Annotated in this window: 21 protein-coding genes; 12 read left to right on the top strand and 9 right to left on the bottom strand. The window is 69.9% G+C overall.

Features of this window, described 5'->3' with window-relative positions; all coding sequences use genetic code 11:
* Positions 1–15: 15 nt before the first annotated feature.
* On the bottom strand, positions 16–783 hold the full coding sequence (locus FK531_RS19250; RefSeq protein ID WP_142102233.1) for an SDR family NAD(P)-dependent oxidoreductase: 768 nt from the start codon (positions 781–783) through the stop codon (positions 16–18).
* A gap of 76 nt (positions 784–859) precedes the next feature.
* Between FK531_RS19250 and FK531_RS19245 the strand changes: the two genes are divergently transcribed.
* Both FK531_RS19245 and FK531_RS19240 read left to right on the top strand, forming a co-directional pair.
* Positions 860–1,501 carry a TetR family transcriptional regulator gene (locus FK531_RS19245; protein WP_142102230.1) on the top strand — a complete coding sequence of 214 codons (642 nt, stop codon included), beginning with the start codon at positions 860–862 and terminating at the stop codon, positions 1,499–1,501.
* A gap of 228 nt (positions 1,502–1,729) precedes the next feature.
* Positions 1,730–2,224 carry a hypothetical protein gene (locus FK531_RS19240; RefSeq protein ID WP_142102229.1) on the top strand — a complete coding sequence of 165 codons (495 nt, stop codon included), beginning with the start codon at positions 1,730–1,732 and terminating at the stop codon, positions 2,222–2,224.
* A 37-nt stretch (positions 2,225–2,261) separates the two neighbouring features.
* Here FK531_RS19240 and FK531_RS19235 read toward each other — a convergent pair whose 3' ends face one another.
* Positions 2,262–3,995: a glycerol-3-phosphate dehydrogenase/oxidase gene (locus FK531_RS19235; RefSeq protein ID WP_142102227.1), complete on the bottom strand. Its 1,734-nt coding sequence runs from the start codon at positions 3,993–3,995 to the stop codon at positions 2,262–2,264.
* Between the two features lie 116 nt (positions 3,996–4,111).
* Here FK531_RS19235 and FK531_RS19230 point away from each other — a divergent pair, with 116 nt between their 5' ends.
* Positions 4,112–4,570 carry an ester cyclase gene (locus tag FK531_RS19230; protein ID WP_142102225.1) on the top strand — a complete coding sequence of 153 codons (459 nt, stop codon included), beginning with the start codon at positions 4,112–4,114 and terminating at the stop codon, positions 4,568–4,570.
* Positions 4,571–4,605: 35 nt separating this feature from the next.
* Positions 4,606–6,102, top strand: coding sequence for a glycerol kinase GlpK (gene glpK / locus FK531_RS19225; protein ID WP_290367638.1), 1,497 nt, complete (start codon positions 4,606–4,608; stop codon positions 6,100–6,102).
* 7 nt (positions 6,103–6,109) lie between these two features.
* Here the strand turns inward: glpK and FK531_RS19220 are convergent, their stop codons facing one another.
* From FK531_RS19220 to FK531_RS19210, 3 genes are all read right to left on the bottom strand, one after another.
* Positions 6,110–6,685, bottom strand: a complete 576-nt coding sequence (locus FK531_RS19220) for a type II toxin-antitoxin system prevent-host-death family antitoxin (RefSeq protein WP_142102223.1) — start codon at positions 6,683–6,685, stop codon at positions 6,110–6,112.
* A gap of 167 nt (positions 6,686–6,852) precedes the next feature.
* Positions 6,853–8,025, bottom strand: a complete 1,173-nt coding sequence (locus FK531_RS19215) for an aminotransferase-like domain-containing protein (RefSeq protein WP_142102221.1) — start codon at positions 8,023–8,025, stop codon at positions 6,853–6,855.
* Positions 8,026–8,188: 163 nt separating this feature from the next.
* Positions 8,189–9,592 carry an NAD(P)H-quinone dehydrogenase gene (locus FK531_RS19210; RefSeq protein ID WP_142102219.1) on the bottom strand — a complete coding sequence of 468 codons (1,404 nt, stop codon included), beginning with the start codon at positions 9,590–9,592 and terminating at the stop codon, positions 8,189–8,191.
* A gap of 159 nt (positions 9,593–9,751) precedes the next feature.
* On the opposite strand from FK531_RS19210, the gene FK531_RS19205 reads away from it, so the two are divergent.
* Complete coding sequence (locus tag FK531_RS19205; RefSeq protein WP_142102217.1) at positions 9,752–10,225, top strand: gamma-glutamylcyclotransferase family protein; 474 nt, start codon at positions 9,752–9,754, stop codon at positions 10,223–10,225.
* Here FK531_RS19205 and FK531_RS19200 read toward each other — a convergent pair whose 3' ends face one another.
* The 3 genes from FK531_RS19200 to FK531_RS19190 are packed head-to-tail and all read right to left on the bottom strand — an operon-like array spanning position 10,226 to position 13,293.
* Positions 10,226–11,392 (bottom strand): M20 family metallopeptidase, encoded by a 1,167-nt coding sequence (locus FK531_RS19200; RefSeq protein ID WP_142102215.1) that lies wholly within the window; start codon positions 11,390–11,392, stop codon positions 10,226–10,228.
* On the bottom strand, positions 11,389–12,582 hold the full coding sequence (locus FK531_RS19195) for a M20 family metallopeptidase (RefSeq protein ID WP_142102213.1): 1,194 nt from the start codon (positions 12,580–12,582) through the stop codon (positions 11,389–11,391). Before FK531_RS19195 ends, FK531_RS19200 begins: the two co-directional genes overlap by 4 nt.
* Before the next feature lie 12 nt (positions 12,583–12,594).
* Positions 12,595–13,293, bottom strand: a complete 699-nt coding sequence (locus FK531_RS19190; RefSeq protein ID WP_142102211.1) for an enoyl-CoA hydratase-related protein — start codon at positions 13,291–13,293, stop codon at positions 12,595–12,597.
* 53 nt (positions 13,294–13,346) lie between these two features.
* Here FK531_RS19190 and FK531_RS19185 point away from each other — a divergent pair, with 53 nt between their 5' ends.
* The 3 genes from FK531_RS19185 to FK531_RS19175 are packed head-to-tail and all read left to right on the top strand — an operon-like array spanning position 13,347 to position 16,355.
* Positions 13,347–14,132, top strand: coding sequence for a purine-nucleoside phosphorylase (locus FK531_RS19185; RefSeq protein ID WP_142102209.1), 786 nt, complete (start codon positions 13,347–13,349; stop codon positions 14,130–14,132).
* Positions 14,129–15,622 carry a phospho-sugar mutase gene (locus FK531_RS19180; protein WP_142102207.1) on the top strand — a complete coding sequence of 498 codons (1,494 nt, stop codon included), beginning with the start codon at positions 14,129–14,131 and terminating at the stop codon, positions 15,620–15,622. Before FK531_RS19185 ends, FK531_RS19180 begins: the two co-directional genes overlap by 4 nt.
* Positions 15,623–15,644: 22 nt before the next feature.
* Complete coding sequence (locus FK531_RS19175) at positions 15,645–16,355, top strand: hypothetical protein (protein WP_142102205.1); 711 nt, start codon at positions 15,645–15,647, stop codon at positions 16,353–16,355.
* Between the two features lie 6 nt (positions 16,356–16,361).
* Here FK531_RS19175 and upp read toward each other — a convergent pair whose 3' ends face one another.
* Complete coding sequence (upp, locus tag FK531_RS19170) at positions 16,362–16,991, bottom strand: uracil phosphoribosyltransferase (protein WP_142102203.1); 630 nt, start codon at positions 16,989–16,991, stop codon at positions 16,362–16,364.
* 124 nt (positions 16,992–17,115) lie between these two features.
* Here upp and FK531_RS19165 point away from each other — a divergent pair, with 124 nt between their 5' ends.
* The 4 genes from FK531_RS19165 to FK531_RS19150 are packed head-to-tail and all read left to right on the top strand — an operon-like array spanning position 17,116 to position 19,311.
* Positions 17,116–17,439 carry a type VII secretion target gene (locus tag FK531_RS19165; RefSeq protein ID WP_142102201.1) on the top strand — a complete coding sequence of 108 codons (324 nt, stop codon included), beginning with the start codon at positions 17,116–17,118 and terminating at the stop codon, positions 17,437–17,439.
* A 2-nt stretch (positions 17,440–17,441) separates the two neighbouring features.
* Positions 17,442–18,614: a C40 family peptidase gene (locus FK531_RS19160; protein ID WP_142102446.1), complete on the top strand. Its 1,173-nt coding sequence runs from the start codon at positions 17,442–17,444 to the stop codon at positions 18,612–18,614.
* Positions 18,611–18,970: a hypothetical protein gene (locus tag FK531_RS19155; RefSeq protein ID WP_246098271.1), complete on the top strand. Its 360-nt coding sequence runs from the start codon at positions 18,611–18,613 to the stop codon at positions 18,968–18,970. The genes FK531_RS19160 and FK531_RS19155 overlap by 4 nt, the downstream gene beginning before the upstream one ends.
* Positions 18,971–19,023: 53 nt before the next feature.
* Positions 19,024–19,311: a YbaB/EbfC family nucleoid-associated protein gene (locus FK531_RS19150; protein ID WP_494338134.1), complete on the top strand. Its 288-nt coding sequence runs from the start codon at positions 19,024–19,026 to the stop codon at positions 19,309–19,311.
* Positions 19,312–19,321: the final 10 nt, after the last annotated feature.

Below are 19,321 nucleotides of genomic sequence, written 5' to 3'. Positions count from 1 at the left end.
TGTGTCGGACAGCGGTCACATGTGGGTGCCGCCGTCGATGCGAATCTCGGTACCGGTGACGAACTTTCCGTCGTCGGAGGCGAGCATGGCGATCACGCCGGCCACGTCCTCGGGCGGCGCGAAACCCTCGCCGATCCACGGGTAGAGCTTGCCGATCAGGCTCGGGTCCACGCCCTCGGTCGGGAATCCCGGGTTGCTGGTCATACCCGACGCGATGGAACCGGGCTCGACGGCGACGGCGCGCAGGCCCTGCTTGGCGTACTCGAGGGCGATCGCGTGTGTGAAGGACCGGATGCCACCCTTCGTCGCCGCGTAGGCCGCCATGTACGGGTGCGCGAACGAGGCGGAGGTGGAACTGAAGTTCACCACGACGCCGCGACCCGACTCGAGCAGCGCGGGCAGTGCCTCGCGGGTGACCAGGAAGGTGCCGGTGAGGTTGACGCCGATCATGGTGTTCCAGAACTCGAGCGAGGTCTCGGCAGTGTGCGAGGACCGCAGGATCCCGGCCGCGTTGACCAGCACGTCGAGGCCGCCGAGCGCACCGATCGCGCCGCCGAGCGCATCGTGCACCGAGGGCTCACTCGAGATGTCCGCGACGACGGTGCTGAGCCGGTCGCCCACGCCCGCCGCCTCGGCGCGCTGACGGGTGACCTCGAGGCCGTCCGCCGACAGGTCCGCCGCGGCGACGACGCCGCCCTCGGACAGGATCCGCGCGACCGTCGCCTGCCCGATTCCCGAACCCGCACCGGTGACGAGCACCTTGCGTCCGTCAAAGCGATTCATCAGTTGCACTCCTTACTGTGTGACCCCACTGACTTGCACGCTACGCCGGGATGGCACAACGTGCCATGATGGGATCATGTCGGATCCGACTCCACAAGCCCCCCGTTCGCTGACCGAGCGACGCAAGGCCCAGACCCAACTCGAGATCGCGCGCTGCGCGGCCGAACTGTTCTCCGAGCGCGGAGCGAACGCTGTCACCGCCGAAGACATCGCGACCGCCGCCGGCATCGGACTGCGGACCTTCTACCGGTACTTCCGCACCAAGGAGGACGCCGTCACCCCGCTGCTGGCAGGTGGGGTGAGCGACTGGATCGACGACCTCGCGCGCACCCCCCGCGGCACTCCCGTGGTGGAGGCACTCGAAGCCTCCGCCCGGCGGGCGCTGTCACGGTCCGACCGGACCGGGGTGGAGTCGCTGCGCCTGAGCCGCGGGCTGATGCGCGCCGTCCCCACCGATCCCGCCCTCGAATCGGTGTGGTTCCGGATCGTGAACGAGACGGAAGAGTCGCTGGTGGCGGTGCTCGGCGACCTGATGGGGCCCGACGCCGACTCACTGGACGTGCGACTGGCCGCCGTCGCAGGCAACACCGCGATGCGGATGGCGATCCGGACCTGGGCCGACCCCGCTACCGCCGATACCCCGGGAACCAGTCCCGCAGACATCGCGGTCCGCTGCATCCGAACCCTCACCGCCGGGCTGGGTCCGTCTGCAGGATGACCGCGGGTACGACTTCCGGACTAGCCGGTTCACAGCGATTTCACACCTCGCGTCGATGTGCGTCTCGGCCGCGGGCGGAATCATCGAGTGCATGATCATCGCACCCGTTGCCATCGTGACCCTGCTCGTCATGGCGTTCTCCGGGATCGCCGCCCGGTCGGTCCCGAGGTCCGTGGCGCGCCTGCACTGAACGAAGCCGCACCGGTCCGCCGTGGCAAGCTCTGACCCATGAAGCGGACCGCCATCGATCCCGAGAACTACGCCAGCCGGATCAGCGCGTACGTGTACGGCAACATCCTGGTACTTGCGGCGCTTCTCCCGCTGAACAACACGAGCGTCGCGCACGCAGGTCTCGTGGTCATCGGCACCTCGATCTCGACCTTCGTCGCGCATGCGTTCGCCGAGTCCGTCGGCCGTAGCGCCCGCGCCGGGCGCGCGCTCACGACGGTCGAACGGATCCAGGAGCTGCGCGACTCCGTCCCGGTACTGACCTCGGGACTGATCCCGGCCGCGGTGGTGGGCATGGGCGGCCTCGGATGGATCGACCTGGACATCGCGCTCCTGCTCGCCGAGATCTGGGTCGTCACCCGCATCGCGGGCATCACGTACGTGATCACCCGGATGCGCGGGGAACGCCCGAACCGCGGCACCCTGATCGCCTCGATCGCGCTGGCGGCGGTCGCCGTCGCAATCGTCGCGATCAAACTGCTCCTCACGCACTGACTCCCGGCCGCACCGGCTCCCGACGCTGCCAGCGGAGTCAACGCGAAATCGGCACCGGCTCCAGGATTTCCGCGCGCGCCTCGGGTGCGGCGGCACGCAACGCGTCCGCGGACGCGTCGTCGGGTTGGGCCTGCGACTCGACCTCTGCGACGACCCGCGCCCGATACGTCTCGACCTCCCGGTCCACGGTGGCCGCGTCCCAGCCGAGGACCGGTGCCACCAACTGCGCCACCTGCTCAGCGCAGTTCACCCCCCGATGGGGGTACTCGATGGCGATGCGGGTGCGCCGGGCGAGGATGTCTTCCAGGTGCAGCGCCCCCTCGGCCGCCGCCGCGTAGACGGCCTCCACCTGCAGGTAGTCGGGGGCGTCGGTGATCGGCTGCAGCAACTCCGGCGATGCCGCGCCGAGGTCGAGCACCTCGTGGATCAGCGAGCCGTACCGGTCGAGCAGGTGCTTGACCCGGTAGGGGTGCAGTCCGTAGCTCTGGCCCACCTGCACGGTCTGGTTGATCAGCGCGAAGTACCCGTCCGCACCGACGAGCGGAACCTTCTCGGTGATCGACGGTGCGACGCGCGCGGGGATGTCCTCGGACGCAGCATCGACGGCGTCCTGCGCCATCACCCGGTAGGTCGTGTACTTCCCGCCCGCGATCGCGACCAGTCCCGGCGCGACCCTGGCGACCGCGTGCTCGCGGGAGAGCTTCGAGGTCTCGTCGCTCTCCCCCGCCAGCAGCGGCCGCAGGCCCGCGTAGACCCCGTCGATGTCCGCGTGGGTGAGCGGGGTGACCAGCACCTTGTTCACCTGGCCGAGGATGTAGTCGATGTCGGCCTTGGTCGCGGCCGGGTGCGCGAGATCGAGATTCCAGTCGGTGTCCGTGGTTCCGATGATCCAGTGACCGCCCCACGGAATCACGAACAGCACCGACTTCTCGGTGCGCAGGATGATCGCGGCCTCGCTGACCACGCGGTCGCGGGGCACCACGATGTGCACGCCCTTGCTGGCGCGGACCCGGAACCGGCCACGCTGGTGCGAGAGTGACTGGATCTCGTCCGTCCACACTCCGGTCGCGTTGATCACCACATGGCCACGCACCTCCGCAGTGCTGCCGTCCTCCGAATCACGTACGCGCACACCGGAAACTCGATCCGCCTCACGCATGAATCCGACGACCTGCGTCGAGGTGCGGACCACCGCGCCGTAGTGCGCCGCGGTGCGGGCGACCGTCATGGTGTGCCGGGCGTCGTCGACCACCGTGTCGTAGTAGCGGATACCGCCGATCAGCGCGTTTCGCTTGAGCCCCGGCGACATTCGCAGCGCACCGGATCGGGTCAGATGCTTCTGGTGGGGCACCGACTTGGCGCCGCCCATCTGGTCGTAGAGCAGGAACCCGGCGGCCATGTACGGCCGCTCCCAGACTCGGTGTGTCAGCGGGAACAGGAACTTCAGCGGCTTGACCAGATGCGGCGCCAACGTGGACATCGACAGCTCACGTTCGTGCAACGCCTCTGCCACCAGACCGAACTCGAGTTGTTCGAGGTACCGCAGACCACCGTGGAACATCTTCGACGACCTCGACGAGGTGCCCGAGGCGAAGTCCCGCGCCTCGACGAGTGCGACCCGCAGGCCCCTGGTCGCCGCGTCGAGCGCAACCCCCGCACCGACCACCCCACCGCCGATCACGACCACGTCGAACTGCTCGGATTGCAGGTGGTCCCAGGCGTCCGCGCGCTGCTGCGGGCCGAGGAACTGAGCTTCCTGATGCTTGGCCAACGTGAACTCCCGTGAGTTGTCGACGGATTCTCGTCCAGGCTAGGGCATGTACAGGATCAGTCGCCGGACAGACAATGGATTGGACTCGACTTCCCCGAGAAAGAGAGTTGACGACCATGTCATCGGAATCCAACAAGGCCCTGATCCGGCGCTTCTACGACGAGATCGACGCCGGAAACATCGACGCGCTCGACGAACTCGTCGCCGAGGACTACCTCGACCATTCGCCGGCGCCGTTCCCCGGTCTCGACGCGCCCGGACGCGAGGGCCTCAAGCAGGCGTTCCGGATGTTCTGGGATGCCACACCGGGACGCCACACAGTGGAGGACCAGGTGGCCGAGGGCGACAAGGTGGTCACCCGTCTGCTCTGCAGCGGAACCCAGAAGGGCGACCTCCCCGGAATCCCGGCAACGGGTAACGCCATGGAGATGACCGCGACCGTCGTTCACCGGATCGAAGACGGCCGGATCGTCGAGAAGTGGTCCGACAAGGACGTGCTCGCCATGTTGCAGCAACTGGGTGTCGTTCGTCTTCCCGGACAGCCGACACCGGGGCAGGACGTGCCGACCGGTTGACTGAATTACCAGGCCCGCCCTAGTAGTTTCGAGCCGTGTATGTCGCCGCGATCGACCAGGGCACCACGTCCACCCGCTGCATGATCTTCGACCACGGTGGGCGCGTGGTCGCCGTCGCGCAGCAGGAACACCAGCAGATCTTTCCCCGTGCAGGCTGGGTCGAGCACGACCCGCTCGAGATCTGGCGAGCCACCCGCGAGGTCACCGCGAAGGCACTCGCCGGCAAGGACCTGACCCGGGACGACATTGTCGCGGTGGGCATTACCAACCAACGCGAAACGACGGTCGTCTGGGACCGTGGCACCGGTAAGCCCGTCTACAACGCCATCGTCTGGCAGGACACCCGGACCGACGGGCTGTGCACCGAACTCGGCGGCGACGAGGGACCCGACCGGTACCGCGAGACCACCGGCCTCCCCCTGTCGACCTACTTCTCCGGACCGAAGGTGCGCTGGATCCTCGACAACGTCGAGGGCGCCCGCGCCCGAGCCGAGAACGGCGAGCTGTGCTTCGGCACCATGGACAGCTGGATCCTGTGGAATCTCACCGGCGGACCGGACAGCGGCCTGCACGTCACCGACGTGACGAACGCGTCGCGGACGATGCTGATGGACCTGCGCACCCTCGAGTGGGACGAGCAGATCTGCGCCGACATGGACATCCCGATGTCGGTGCTGCCGCAGATCCGCAGCTCCTCCGAACGGTACGGCCAGGTACGCGAGCGGGGAACGCTCGCCGGGGTACCGATCGCCGGCATCCTCGGCGACCAGCAGGCGGCCACTTTCGGCCAGGCGTGCCTAAGTCCGGGCGAGGCCAAGAACACCTACGGCACCGGCAACTTCCTGCTGCTCAACACCGGGACGACCCCGGTGCACAGCCGGCACGGCCTGCTCACCACGGTCTGCTACCGCATCGGCGACGCCCCGGTGGTGTACGCGCTCGAGGGTTCGGTCGCGGTCACCGGATCGCTGGTGCAATGGCTGCGCGACAACCTCGGGATCATCAGCTCCGCAAAGGAGGTCGAGTTGCTCGCGGCGGCGGTACCGGACAACGGCGGCGCCTACTTCGTGCCCGCGTTCTCCGGACTGTTCGCCCCGCGCTGGCGCCCGGACGCCCGTGGCGCGATCGTCGGCCTGACCCGGTTCGTGAACAAGGGACATCTGGCGCGAGCCGCGCTCGAGGCCACGGCGTTCCAGACCCGCGAGGTGATCGAGGCCGCGGCCGCCGACTCCGGCGTCGCCCTTACCTCCCTCAAGGTCGACGGCGGCATGGTGCTCAACCAGACGCTGATGCAGTTCCAGTCCGACATCCTCGACGTCCCGGTGATCCGGCCGGTCGTCAACGAGACCACCGCGCTCGGCGCGGCCTACGCCGCCGGCCTGGCGGTGGGCTTCTGGTCGGGCGAGCAGGACATCCGGGCGAACTGGGAAGTCGGACAGACCTGGACTCCGAACATGCCTGCCGCCGAACGCGATCGGCTGTTCCGGGAGTGGAACAAGGCGGTCGAGCGGACCTACGACTGGGTCGACTGAGCGGCTCCTACGCCGCGGGTCTCGCGGGAGCGTCCTGCTCGGCCTCGACATGCACTCGCCAGGCTTCGAGGCGTTCACGCCAGTACTCCGGCTTCTGCCCCGGCCCCTCCTGCCGGATCCGCACAGTGACCACCTCGCCGTCCACCGCGAAGTCGATGCGGACCTCGATGCGCGGCATCGTGTCCTCCGCCCGCCAGCCCCAGACCATCAGAACGGTCTCGCCCTCGACGCATTCGAGCACCTTGCCTCGGCGCTTGTCCCAGTCGATCTCCGCGTCACCGTCCGGGTACCCGTCGAGGAGGAATCCCGGCCACCACCTGGCGCGCGGACCGGGCTTGGTCAACGCGGTCCAGACGTCGCGGAGCGTGGCGTGAATCGCAATACTCTCGTCGGGGTCCGCCGACTCCGGTGGGGCCCCCTCGGCCAACGCTTCGAGTAGCCGGAGGTCGTCCAGCGAGACCAACGCTGCCGCAGGAGAGCCGTTGCGGGTGATGGTGATCCGCTCGCCCCCGTAGGCGACCCGTGACACCAGTTCGCGCAATTGCGCCCGTACCGCCCCGAATGGAACTGTCGTCGTCGTCATGTCGGAAGGGTAGAGATGACCACCGACAACCTCGTCCCAGCCGGGCGACCGAGAACACCCATCCCGATGCGAATCGAAAAGGTACAACTCGCGGAATCTGTACAACTCGCCGAATCTGTACCTTTTGAATTTGCGGTCGAGTGGTGGTTTCGGAGCGGACGCGGGAGTCAGGTAGTGACGACGAGAGTGCGATGCGCCTCCGCGAGGCGCTCGACCGCCACCTCCAGCGTCGCCGCGGTGTTCGTCGTGAAACACACTCGCGCCCCGTGCCGATGTCCGCCGTCGACCGCGAAGGCCGAGCCGGGCACGAAGGCCACCCGCCGCTCGACCGCCGCTCGCAGCAGCGCGTCGGTGTCGGTGCCGTCGCGGAACTCCACCCAACCGAACATGCCGCCGGCGGCCGCGGTGACCTCCACCGCGTCACCGAACTCGCCGACGAGCGCGGAATGCAGCGCCGTGGCCCGCGCGCCGTACTGGGCACGGATCGCGGTCAGGTGTGCGTCGAGCCACGGCCCGTCCGTCAACAGTCCGGTCGCGACCTGGTGGATCAGGCTCGACCCGCACAGGTCGGCGCCCTGCTTGACCAGTTCGACCGCCGCGCACACCTCCCGCGGGCCTCGCAACCAGCCGACCCTCAGTGCAGGCGCGAGGATCTTCGACGCGCTCGACAGACGGATCACCCGGTCCGAGTGCGTGGCAACGGGTTCCGGCGGTGGACCGTCGTAGTACAGCTCGCCGTAGGGGTCGTCCTCGAGCACCCAGAAGCCGAAGCGCTCGGCCAACCCGGCCAGGTGGGCACGCCGCGCGGCGGTCATGGTCGCACCGCGCGGGTTGTGGAAGTTGCTGACGGTGTGCACCAGCACGGGGCGCTCTCCGGAGTCGAGCAACGCCTCGAGCCGGTCGGTGCGCATGCCGTCGACGTCCAGCGGCACGGTGAGCACCCGGGACTCCGCGGCCCGGAAGACCTGCAGCGCACCGGGGTACGCGGGCTCCTCGACCACGACGCTCGCTCCCGGATCGAGCAGCACCTGGGCGAGCAGACTCAAGGCCTGCTGGGAGCCGTGGGTGATCACCACCTCGTCCGGAGCAACCTGCCCGGTCTCCCGTGCGGCGACCACCTCACGCAGGCCGAACCAGCCCGCCGTCTCGGTGTACTGCAGTGCATCCGGCGAACCGAGTACCCGATCCACCTCCTGTCGAATCCGTTCGTGCGGAACGAGTTCGGGATCCGGCAGACCTCCGGCAAGGCTGAGGACATCGGGGCGGGCAGTGACGGTGAGCAGGTCACGGATGGCGGAGCTACGTAGTGCACCCATCCTGCGGGCGAGAGTGAGAGACATGAGACCTCCCGGGAGGCAGCGGAACGGACGAGGTGAGGGCACCTGGTCGCCGGCGGATCCGCGGGGCGGGAGGCGTCGAAGGAGCCGGAGGTGACCGGCCCCTTCGACTATCGCACGAGATCGCCCACTGGGTGAACCGCGCTTCTCACATGTCGAGACAGGCTCAGTCGAGGTCGTCGTGCCGCATCAACTGACGCGCGGCCTCGGTGATCGAGCCGGTGAGCGAGGGGTACACCGAGAAGGTCTGTGCCAGGTCGTTGACCGAGAGGTTGTTCTGCACCGCGATCGCGATCGGCAGGATCAACTCGGACGCCGTCGGCGCGACCACGACGCCACCGATGACCACGCCGGTCGCGGGACGGCAGAAGATCTTCACGAAGCCCCGCCGAAGCCCCGACATCTTGGCGCGCGGATTCGTGTTCAGCGGCAGCATCACCGTGCGGGCGGGCACCTCACCCTCGTCGATCGACTCCTGGCTCACCCCCACCGTCGCGATCTCCGGCCGGGTGAACACGGCCGAGGCCACCGTCTTGAGCTTGATCGGACTCACGCCCTCACCGAGCGCGTGGTACATCGCAATACGCCCCTGCATGGCCGCGACCGAGGCCAGCGGCAACAGTCCGGTGCAGTCGCCCGCCGCGTAGATGCCCGACACCGCCGTCCGGGACACCCTGTCGACCCGCAGGTAGCCACCCCTGTCGAGCTCGATGCCGACCTTCTCGAGCCCCAGGCCCGAGGTGTTCGGCGTCGAACCGACGGTCATCAGCGCGTGCGTACCGGTCACCGTTCGGCCGTCGGCCAGCCGGACCACGATGCCGTCGGCAGTGCGCTCGACCGCGTCGGCGCGGGCGTGCTTGACCAGGTTGACGCCTCGCTCGGACAGCGCTTCCTCGAGCACCAGCGCCGCGTCCGCGTCCTCGTGCGGCAGCACCCGGTCGCGGCTCGACACCATCGTGACCTGCACGCCCATCTCTGTGTAGGCGGAGACGAACTCGGCACCGGTGACGCCGGATCCGACCACCACCAGATGCTCGGGCAGCTCGGTGAGGTCGTAGAGCTGGCGCCAGTTGAGGATCCGCTCGCCGTCGGGCTGTGCGCCCGGCAGGATGCGCGGCGACGCACCGGTCGCGATGAGCACCACGTCCGCGTCCAGAACCCGCTCGGACCCGTCCACGACGTTCGCCCGCACCTGGTGGGCGGCCATGCCGATCACGGAGTCGATCAGTTCGGCGGTCCCGGAGATCAGCTCGACGCCCGCGGTCGCCAGCTTGTCCCGGATGTCGGCGGACTGCGCCTGCGCGAGGCTCTTGACGCGGGAGTTGATCTGCGGCAGGGAGACGGTGGCCTGCGAGAGGTCGAAACTGATCCCGAGATCGCTGGCCTTGCGCATGTCGGTCCGCAGCCCGGTCGAGGCGATGAACGTCTTGGACGGCACGCAGTCCCACAGCACGCAAGCCCCGCCGACGCCGTCCGAATCGACGAGCGACACGGTCGCACCGTGCTGCGCGGCAACCAGGGCGGCTTCGTACCCCGCGGGGCCGCCACCAATGATCACGATCCGGGTCATCCGTCCTCCATGGTTCGGCAGCGGCACGCTCATCTCGGTGTGTCCACGCTATTCCACCGGCGTGTCCGCTCGCACGCTGGCACATGTTCCATTCGACCAAAGGGTCCGAAAATGCTGTGTGCGGTTCGCACCACCGTCGGCACGGTTTAGGCTTTCGCCGTGCCGATTTACGCCGCCTACGGATCCAACATGCACCCGGAGCAGATGCTCGAACGCTGCCCGCACTCCCCGATGGCGGGAACGGGCTGGCTGAGCGGCTGGCGGTTGACCTTCAGCGGCGGCGACATCGGCTGGGAGGGCGCGCTCGCGACGGTGGTCGAGGACCCCTACTCCCGCGTCTTCGTGGTGCTCTACGACGTCCCGGACGAGGACGAGGCCAGCCTCGACCGCTGGGAGGGGTCCGAACTCGGCATCCACCGCAAGATCCGGCTGCGCGTCGACACCGACGGCGAGCCCGTCCTGGCGTGGCTGTACGTACTCGACGCCTACGAGGGCGGACTACCCTCGGCCCGCTACCTCGGGGTGATGGCCGATGCGGCCGAGATCGCCGGGGCACCGGCCGACTACGTCCGGGACCTGCGCACCCGCAACAGCCGCAACGTCGGCCCCGGCACGTCGGGCTTCTCCAGCTAGCTACGCGCCGCCCGGCACGCCGCCGAGAGCGAGGTTCACCAGCACCCGCACCCCGACCGCGAGGGCACGTTCGTCCAGGTCGAAGGTCGGCTGGTGAATGTCGAGCTGCTCGCCGATGCCGGACCACACGCCGAGCCGAGCCATCGCTCCCGGCACCTCCTCGAGGTACCAGGAGAAGTCCTCCCCGCCGCCCGACTGCGGGGTGTCCGCCAGCGCACCCGGACCCAGCGCGGAGATCGCGCGCTCGAACATCCGGGTGGAGACCTCGTCGTTGACCACCGGCGGCACACCGCGCCGGTAGTTCAACTCGTAACGCACCCCCGTCGGCGCGAGCAGACCGTGGACGATCTCGCGCACCAGCGGTTCGAGCAACGCCCAGGTCTCGTGGTCCCCGGTCCGCACCGTGCCGACCAGCCGCCCCGACTGCGGGATCGCGTTGGGGGCCTGCCCCGCGGTGACCGCACCCCACACCATGACGGTGCTGGTACGCGGATCGATCCGGCGGCTGAGCATGCCGGGCAGTCCGGTGATGACGGTGCCGAGAGCGTAGACGAGGTCGGTGGTCAGGTGTGGTCGTGAGGTGTGCCCGCCGGGTGAGTCGAGTACCAGTTCGACGGTGTCGGCCGCGGACGTGATCGCTCCGAGCCGCACACCGACCTGGCCTGCAGCCAGGCGCGGATCGCAGTGCAGGGCAAAGATTCTCGACACCCCCTCCATCGCACCCGCGGCGACGACGTCCAGCGCGCCGCCCGGCATGACCTCCTCGGCCGGCTGAAAGACCAACCGCACGCCCACCGGCAGGTCCGGCGCCGCAGCCAGCGCGAGGCCCGTGCCGAGCAGGACGGTGGTGTGGGCATCGTGTCCGCACGCGTGCGAGACCCCGGCGACGGTGGAGGCGTAGGGGGCGCCGGTGACCTCCTGCAGTGGCAGCGCGTCCATGTCCGCGCGCAACGCGATCCGCGGACCGTCCGGGCCGATGTCGCAGGTCAACCCGGTCCCCCCGGGCAGGATTCGCGGTTCGAGACCGGCCGCGATCAGCCTCGTCGCGACGAACTCGGTGGTGGCGAACTCATGGCGCGCCAATTCGGGATGCGCATGGATGTGCCGACGCCAGCGCGACAGGTCATCGGTGTGCTCGGCGATCCAGCGGTCGATCCATCCGGTCACGAGCCGGCCACCCCTCGCGCACGCTCCTCGCGGCGTCGCTGCGCCCCGCTGAGCAGGCGCTCGCGCTGCCCGCGGTCGGTGGCGGCGGCGATCGCGGTGCCCGCCAGCGCGCGGGCTCCGTCGAGCACCGCGCGGTCCGCCGAGGCGGTGACGCAGGCAGCGGCGAACTCCGGCTGATGGGTTACTGCGCCCGCCGACTCGATGCCGATCACCGGATGGATGCCCGGGAGCACGTGTGTGACGTTCCCCATGTCGGTACTGCCCAACGGACGCGATCCTTCCCGTTCCGGGGCCAGCGGCCTGCGCCCCGACTTCTCGATCAGTTCACGGTAGGCCCGCACCAGCCAGGGGTCGGGCCGCAGCTCCGTGTAATTCGGTGACACCGTGCGAATCTCGTGAGTGCAGCCGGCGGCCAGCGCACCCGCCTCGAAGCAGGCCAGTGCCCGTTCGGTCAGGTCCGCGAGCGATTCGGAGGTCTGCGCCCGCAAGTAGTAGAGCATCTCGGTGCGCGCGGGGACGATGTTCGGGGCGATCCCGCCGTCACTGACGATCCCGTGCATCTGCTGCCCGGCGGACAGATGTTGCCGCAGCAGCCCGAGCCCCACCTGGGCGACCGTCGCGGCGTCGGCAGCGTTGCGCCCGAACTGCGGCGCAGCCGACGCGTGCGCCTCGCGCCCACTGAAGGTGACCGCCAGGTCCGCCATCGCCAGCGACGTGGCACCCGCGATGTCCTCCGGCCCCGGGTGCACCATCAGCGCCGCGCCCAGGCCGTCGAACGCACCGCGCTCGAGCATCAGGACCTTGCCGCCGCCGCTCTCCTCGGCCGGAGTGCCCAGCACGCGGACGGTGATGCCGAGCCGGTCGGCCAGCGGCGCCAGCGCCAGTCCGGCACCGACCGCCGCGGCCGCAATGATGTTGTGCCCGCAGGCGTGACCGATCTCCGGCAGCGCGTCGTACTCGGCGCAGATCCCGATCGCCAGGTCACCGCTACCGTACGTCGCGCTGAAGGCCGTCGGCAGGTCCGCGACCGCCGTCTCGACCTCGAACCCGTACTGCGAGAGCAGTTCCGCCGTCTTCGCTGCGCTGCGAAACTCCGCGAACGCGAGCTCGGGTTCGGCGTGAATGGAATGGGACAACGCGATCAGGTCGGCCTTCGCCGAGGCGACCGCGTCGTCCACTTCCGAGTTCACGGCTTCAGTGTCTCACCCGAAGTTGAGGTTGCCCGCGTCGGTCGCCGTGGCGAGCGCGGACAGGATCGGGCCGTGAATCCCGCGCTTGATGCCCGCGAGGTTCGGACCGCGGAGGTTGGTCGTCGCGGCCGCGCGGGCCACCGCCGCTGCGAGGACGCCGTCACCTTCCGCCGTGTCCGTGACGATGCCGGCCGCGAGCGCGTCAGCACCGCCGTACCGACGGCTGGTCGTCATCGCCTCGACCGCGGTCGGGCGCGGCAACTGCAGCGTCATCAGCGCGTTCATGCCGATGGTGAAGGGCATGTTCAGCGCCGCCTCGGGCAGGCTGTAGAAGCCACGGTCCGCGCGCATCACCCGCAGGTCGTGGGAGGTGGCGAGCATCGCGCCGGCACCGAACGCGTGACCCTGCACGGCCGCCACCGTGGTCATCGGGAAGGTGAGCAGGCGCGCGAACACCGTGTGGACGCGGTCGAGATACCAGTGCGACTTGTCCAGGTTCCCGAACAGCCAGTCGGTGTCGAGTCCGTTGGTGAAGAACTTGCCGGTCGCCGTCGTGACGAGCGCCGCGGGACCCTCATGGGCCTCGACCTCGTCGAGCGCGGCGTGGATCGCGTCGATCCAGTCCGGATGGAAGCGGTTCTCGCTGTCGGTCTGACCCTCGTTGCCGAGGTAGAGGATGAAGACGTCGCCGTCGCGCTCGAGATAAGGCATGGCCGAATACTACCTACCGGTAACTTCCCGCGTCCTCAGTACTGTGTGCGGTCATGGGCAACCTCGAGCACCAGGCCGCGCGAGTCCTCGGCGAACGCACCGGCACCCCGAAGCACGACATCGCGATCGTCCTCGGTTCCGGATGGCAGGAGGCCGCGGACGCCTTCGGCCCGACGCTCGGATCCGTCCCGATGGCGGAACTGCCCGGCTTCGCCGCCCCCACCGCGTCCGGACACGCCGGCGAACTGAGGTCCGTCCGGGTCGGCGACCACCGCGTACTGCTGCTGCTCGGCCGCACCCACGCCTACGAGGGTCACGACCTGTCGCAGGTGGTGCACCCCGTCAGGACCGCCTGCGCTGCGGGCGCGGACACAGTGATCCTGACCAACGCGGCAGGCGGGATCCGAGAGGGCCTGCGCGTCGGCCAGCCGGTATTGATCTCCGACCACCTGAACCTGACTGCGCGGTCACCCCTCGTCGGTGCGGAGTTCGTCAACCTTGTCGACGCCTACTCCCCCGAACTGCGCGCCCTCGCACAGCGAATCGATCCCGACCTCAGCGAGGGCGTGTACGCCGCGCTGCCCGGGCCGCACTACGAGACTCCCGCCGAGATCCGGATGCTGCGCACCCTCGGTGCGGACCTGGTCGGGATGTCGACCGTGCACGAGACGATCGCCGCGCGGGCCGTCGGCGCGCGGGTCCTCGGACTGTCGCTGGTCACGAACCTGGCCGCGGGAATGACCGGACAGCCACTCGACCACGCCGAGGTGCTCGCCGCCGGCGCGGCCTCCGCGGGCCGGATCGGCATCCTGCTCCGCGACGTGGTCGCCGCGCTGTGAGTCTGCGTTTCGGCACGGCGGGCCTGCGCGGCCCGCTAGGCGACGGACCGGACTGCATGAACCTCGACGTAGTCGTCCGCACCACCGCTGGCCTTGCCGCCTGGCTGCAGGGCCGCGGCCTCGGCGGATCGACGGTCGTGGTCGGTCGGGACGCCCGACACGGCTCCGCCGAGTTCGCCGAGGCGGCCGCCGAAGTGCTTGCCGCGGCGGGCTTCTCCGTCGTCGCGCTGCCCCGGCCGTTGCCGACACCGGTGCTCGCCTTCGCGGTCAGACGGCTCGGCGCCCAGGCAGGCGTGCAGATCACCGCCTCGCACAATCCGGCGACCGACAACGGGTACAAGGTGTTCGTCGACGGCGGGGCCCAGCTGATCTCTCCGACCGACCGGGAGATCGAGCGCGCCGTCGACTCGATCGGTCCCGCGTCGGAGGTGCCACGCCTGCCGGTCGAACCCACCGACGACACACTGCTCACCGCGTACCTCGCCCGGGTGGCGACACTCCGGCACAGCGACGCTCGGCAGCTGCGGATCGCTCTGACGCCGTTGCACGGCGTGGGCGGAGAGACCGCGGTCGCGGCACTGACTGCCGCCGGGTTCACCGACCTGCACACCGTCACAGAACAATTCGAGCCCGACCCGAACTTCCCGACCGTCGAGTTCCCGAATCCCGAGGAGCCGGGCGCCACCGACGCGCTGCTCGCCCTGGCCGCGCGCGTGGATGCGGACCTGGCGATCGCGCTCGACCCGGACGCGGACCGCTGCGCGGTGGGAGTGCCGGGCCCGGACGGGTGGCGGATGCTCAGCGGGGACGAGACCGGCGCTCTGCTGGGCGAGTACCTGACAGGCGCCCAGGACCCCGGGTCGAACCCCCTCGTTGCCACCACCGTCGTGTCCTCGCAACTGCTCTCGAAGATCGCCGCCGCGCGCGGCGCACGGTTCGCCCAGACGCTCACGGGCTTCAAGTGGTTGGTCCGCTCGGGGCCCGGTCTGGTGTACGCGTACGAGGAGGCGATCGGGCACTGCGTCGACCCGGGTGCGGTGCGCGACAAGGACGGCATCTCCGCGGCCGTGGTCGTCGCGGACTTCGCGGCCGGCTGGAAAGCCCAGGGCCACACCATGCTCGACCGGTTGGACGCACTCGCCGTGGAGTTCGGGGTGCACGCCACCGCGCAGGTCTCGCACCGGGTCGAGCGACTGGAGGAGATCACCGAGACGATGGGCCGCCTCCGGGCGGCACCGCCGGCCGAACTGGCCGGCGACGCGGTGACCGCCGACGACCTCATACACCGGCGAGGGCAGGCGCGGACCGACGCGGTGGTGCTGCAGGGCACGCGCACGCGAATGGTGGTGCGCCCGTCCGGAACCGAGCCGAAGGTCAAGTGCTACCTCGAGGTCGTCGAGCCGGTCTTCGGCCACTCCGACCTGCCCCGGGCCCGCGCTGCGGCGGCCGCCCGACTGGCAGCGGTGACCGAACACGCGCGCCGACTGTGAGCTGTCTCTTAGACTGCGGGCAATGAACGAGGACCCGTCGCGGTACGCACCGACACAACACCCGGAATCCGAAACGGGTCTGTACCCCCAGAATTCCCCCGCCCCGGGCGGCCACGCGCACCCACACCACTGGCGGCTGCCGATCCTGCTCGGGTCGTTCGCGGTCGGACTGATGGTGGCGACGGCGATCATCGCGACGGCGCTGGTGCTGATCCGGGACTCCGGACAGGACGCCGTGCCGGCAGTGCTTCCCGCGCCGAGCACCGTCGTCGTGACCGTGACCCCCGCCGTCGAACCGCCCCCTCCCCCGGCGCCGACGCCGCCACCGCCGACCAGCGCCCCGGCCGTGGCGCCCCCGCCTGTTGCGGTCGCGGAGCCCGAACCGGTCGAAACGCGAGGGGCGCCGGGGCTCGGTGTCGGCGGTACCGACTCCCGCGGGTTCGTGAACTACTCCGGAGCCCGGTGCAGTTCCGTCAATTCCGCGGTGGCCGTGGCCCGTACGTCCCAGTCACTGGTGACGATCTGCCAGACGGGCGCGGGGCGCCTCTCGTACCGAGCGGTGCGACTGAGCGACGGCGCGACGATCGAACTCGGCGACCCGCTGCGCGTCGGCGACCTCTTCGTGGTGCGGAACGGCTCGACGTCCTACTCGCTCTCGCCGGTTTCCCTCGTCATCACCCGAGGTACCACCCTGCTCGCCCGCGAGCCGATGCTCGAGTTCGCTTCGCGCTGAACGGATTCAGATGTTGCGGGGGCCGAATTGCCGGTCGCCCGCATCGCCGAGGCCGGGCACGATGTACGCGTCCTCGTTGAGTCCCTCGTCGACGCTGGCGGTGACAAGCCGAACGGGGAACCCGGACTCGTCCAGCGCGGCGACCCCCTGTGGGGCGGCGACCACACAGACCGCGGTGATGTCGGTGGCGCCGCGGTCGACCAGCAGCTCGATCGTGCGGACCATCGAGCCACCGGTCGCCAGCATCGGGTCGAGCACGTAGACCGGGACCGCGGAGAGATCGGCGGGCAGCGACTCGAGGTACGCCACCGGCTGATGGGTCTGCTCGTCGCGAGCCATCCCGACGAATCCCACCTGCGACTGCGGGATCAGCGAACTCGCCTGCTCCACCATTCCCAGGCCGGCGCGCAGCACCGGTACCAGCAGCGGCGGATGCGCCAACCGGACTCCGCGTGCGGGTGAGACAGGCGTCTGCACCTCGAACACTTCGACCTCGGCGTCCCGGATCGCCTCGTAGATCAGCATCTGGGTCAGCTCGCGCAGCGCTGACCGAAAGGTCGGGTTGTCGCTGCGGGCGTCACGCATCGTGGTCAACAGGGAAGCCGCCAACGGGTGATCCACCACTCGCGTGTCCATGGCCCACAGGATATGCGCCGGTGACGCCCCGATGGAACCGGAGGGCGGCGGGGTGCGTCCAACCTCGTGACAGGACACTGTCACCGATCACGATCGGTGACCGACGACCCGGGGGGAATCCGAGATGACACAGATTTCTGCGGTGACCGACGGCATTCGCGCCTACGGCGTGACCGCCGAGACAATGTCGGCCCAGGTGCGCGCCGCTGCGGTGGGGGCCGCGGCCTCGGGCCCCGCACTGCTCGGGCCGGTGTTCGGTCTGATCGGCGGCGACTTCCTCGCCGCGTTCGCGACCGCGCACGGTGGCCACGCCGCCGCGCTGCACAACCTCGCGGACACCCTCGGCAGCATGAGCGAGACCGCCGTCGCCTCCGCTCGGGCCTACGACACCGCCGACCTCGGCGCCGCGGGCGGACTCGACGTGTCCGGCGCCGGACTGGAGGCATGAGCATGATCGGCATCGACCTCCTCGCCCGTCCCCTGGTCGAACTGCTCGAAACCTTCGGCACCGGCGTCATGCCCTCCGGCGGCCCCGCGGAGGCGCTCAGGGTCGCCTCCGTCGCACTCGACTCCGCCTACGCGGTCGGCAAATTCGGCATCGCCGAACTCGGCGCCGTGTGGACCGGCAACGCCGCCCAGGCCGCGAGTGTGAAGGCCGAGCAGGCCCAGGCCCAGCACGTCGCGCTGTCCGATCGCGGGCAGGACATCGCCGGCGTGCTGACCGCCGCGTCGCGGGACGTCAACGCCGGCATGGCAGAACTCGAGGCGATCGTCCAGTCGTTCATCTCGGTCGCCGTCGCCGCCGGGCCTGCCCTCGCCACCCCGGCCGGCCAGATCGCGATCGTCGCGGCCGCGATCGACCACCTCTCCCGCGGCCTCGCCGTGGTGGCCCGGGTCCGTGCCGAACTGACCGCACACACCGCCGCGATGACCGAACTGACCGCGCCGGAGAAGTCCCTCGACCAGGCCGATGCGTCGGTCGCGCAGGCCTCGGTACGTCCCACCGGCACCGGACCGACCATGTCGCGGACGTCCTCGCTGCAGGGCGGCGACGCGTTCAGCGGTTTCGGCCGCAGCTTCGCGCAGTCGGCGTCCCCGGTCTCGAGTGAGACGTACTCGGGATTCTCCGGGGGCAGCAGCACCTTCGGGCACGGTTCGGGTAGTGACCCGGCGCCGGGCTCCGTTCATCCCCGCAGCGGTGGCAGCGTCGACCCGCGCGGCAGCAGTGCGGGCGTGCTGGTCTCGCTGCCCGACGGCAGCACCGCGATAGCACCGAATCAGGAGGCCGCCGACGCCGTCCGCAACGCGCTGAGCCAGCAGGGAGTGCCCTACTCCTGGGGCGGCACCTCTCCGGGGCAGGGACTGGACTGCTCCGGCCTGACCCAGTGGGCGTACGGGGAAGCCGGGGTCGACCTGCCCCGGCTCGCGGATCAGCAGAGCGTGGGCTGCCAGGTCGACCAGTCCGACCTCATGCCCGGCGACCTCGCCGTCTGGGACGGTCATGTCGCGATGGTGATCGGCAACGGACAGATGGTCGAAGCCGGAGACCCGGTGAGCGTCAGCGCAGTCCGGACCGAGAACATCGGGATGGGCTTCCGCGGTTTCTACAGGCCCACCGCGTGAGCGCCCCCCTCGACACCGGCGCAGCCGACGTCCCCGACGTCGCCGTGGCGACGGTGAGCAACCGGCCCGGCACGGTCACGGTGACCGCGACCGACCGCGGCCAACCACTGGAGGTCCGGATCGAGCAACGCGAACTGCGCTACGGCAGCGGCCGGTTGGCCACCGCGATCCTCGAGATGTGCCGGGCGTCCGCGGCCGAGGCGAAGGTCCGCAGACGTGAGGATCTCGCGCGGGCGGGGGTGCGCGCGGACGTGCTGGACCGGCTGGGCCTGCCGACCCGTGCGGAACTCGCCCGCGCGCAGCGTGCCGAGGAGTCGGACGAGCCTGCCCCGACGAGCTGGATGCGGCCGCTGTGAGCGAGCGAAACGTTGACACTGTGAGCGAGCGAAACGTTGGAACTGTGAGCGAGATGGACCGGGTGGTCGCCCGGGCGTCGCAGGGCGTCGAGAATCTGGAGCAGGCGTTGCACGGGCTCACCACGTTGCGCGCCCGCGTCACCCATGAGTCCGGGTTGGTCAGCGTGGAGGTCGACGAGCAGGGCGGCATGTGCGGCCTGTGGATCGTCGAGGCACTCGATCGGGTCGATGCCCGTGAGCTGGGCCGCGCCGTGGTCGAGGCCGCGGCACAGGCTGCGGAAATAGTCGCGGGGCGCCGGGATCAGATCCTGGCATCGCTTCACGACGCATTGACCTATTAGGCTTCGCGCC

Source organism: Rhodococcus spelaei (genome assembly GCF_006704125.1).
Lineage (GTDB): Bacteria > Actinomycetota > Actinomycetes > Mycobacteriales > Mycobacteriaceae > Rhodococcus_G > Rhodococcus_G spelaei.
This window is presented reverse-complemented; position numbering and strand designations above follow the sequence as displayed.

Excerpts from the sequence above, each read along its gene's own strand:
- FK531_RS19240 (WP_142102229.1), top strand. The coding sequence starts at position 1,730 with ATGAAGCGGACCGCCATCGATCCCGAGAACTACGCCAGCCGGATCAGC.
- upp (WP_142102203.1), bottom strand. The coding sequence starts at position 16,991 with ATGGACACGCGAGTGGTGGATCACCCGTTGGCGGCTTCCCTGTTGACC.
- FK531_RS19230 (WP_142102225.1), top strand. The coding sequence starts at position 4,112 with ATGTCATCGGAATCCAACAAGGCCCTGATCCGGCGCTTCTACGACGAG.
- FK531_RS19190 (WP_142102211.1), bottom strand. The coding sequence starts at position 13,293 with ATGCCTTATCTCGAGCGCGACGGCGACGTCTTCATCCTCTACCTCGGC.
- FK531_RS19245 (WP_142102230.1), top strand. The coding sequence starts at position 860 with ATGTCGGATCCGACTCCACAAGCCCCCCGTTCGCTGACCGAGCGACGC.
- FK531_RS19175 (WP_142102205.1), top strand. The coding sequence starts at position 15,645 with ATGAACGAGGACCCGTCGCGGTACGCACCGACACAACACCCGGAATCC.
- FK531_RS19215 (WP_142102221.1), bottom strand. The coding sequence starts at position 8,025 with ATGTCTCTCACTCTCGCCCGCAGGATGGGTGCACTACGTAGCTCCGCC.
- FK531_RS19150 (WP_494338134.1), top strand. The coding sequence starts at position 19,024 with ATGGACCGGGTGGTCGCCCGGGCGTCGCAGGGCGTCGAGAATCTGGAG.
- FK531_RS19160 (WP_142102446.1), top strand. The coding sequence starts at position 17,442 with ATGATCGGCATCGACCTCCTCGCCCGTCCCCTGGTCGAACTGCTCGAA.
- FK531_RS19185 (WP_142102209.1), top strand. The coding sequence starts at position 13,347 with ATGGGCAACCTCGAGCACCAGGCCGCGCGAGTCCTCGGCGAACGCACC.
- FK531_RS19165 (WP_142102201.1), top strand. The coding sequence starts at position 17,116 with ATGACACAGATTTCTGCGGTGACCGACGGCATTCGCGCCTACGGCGTG.
- FK531_RS19250 (WP_142102233.1), bottom strand. The coding sequence starts at position 783 with ATGAATCGCTTTGACGGACGCAAGGTGCTCGTCACCGGTGCGGGTTCG.
- FK531_RS19220 (WP_142102223.1), bottom strand. The coding sequence starts at position 6,685 with ATGACGACGACGACAGTTCCATTCGGGGCGGTACGGGCGCAATTGCGC.
- FK531_RS19210 (WP_142102219.1), bottom strand. The coding sequence starts at position 9,592 with ATGACCCGGATCGTGATCATTGGTGGCGGCCCCGCGGGGTACGAAGCC.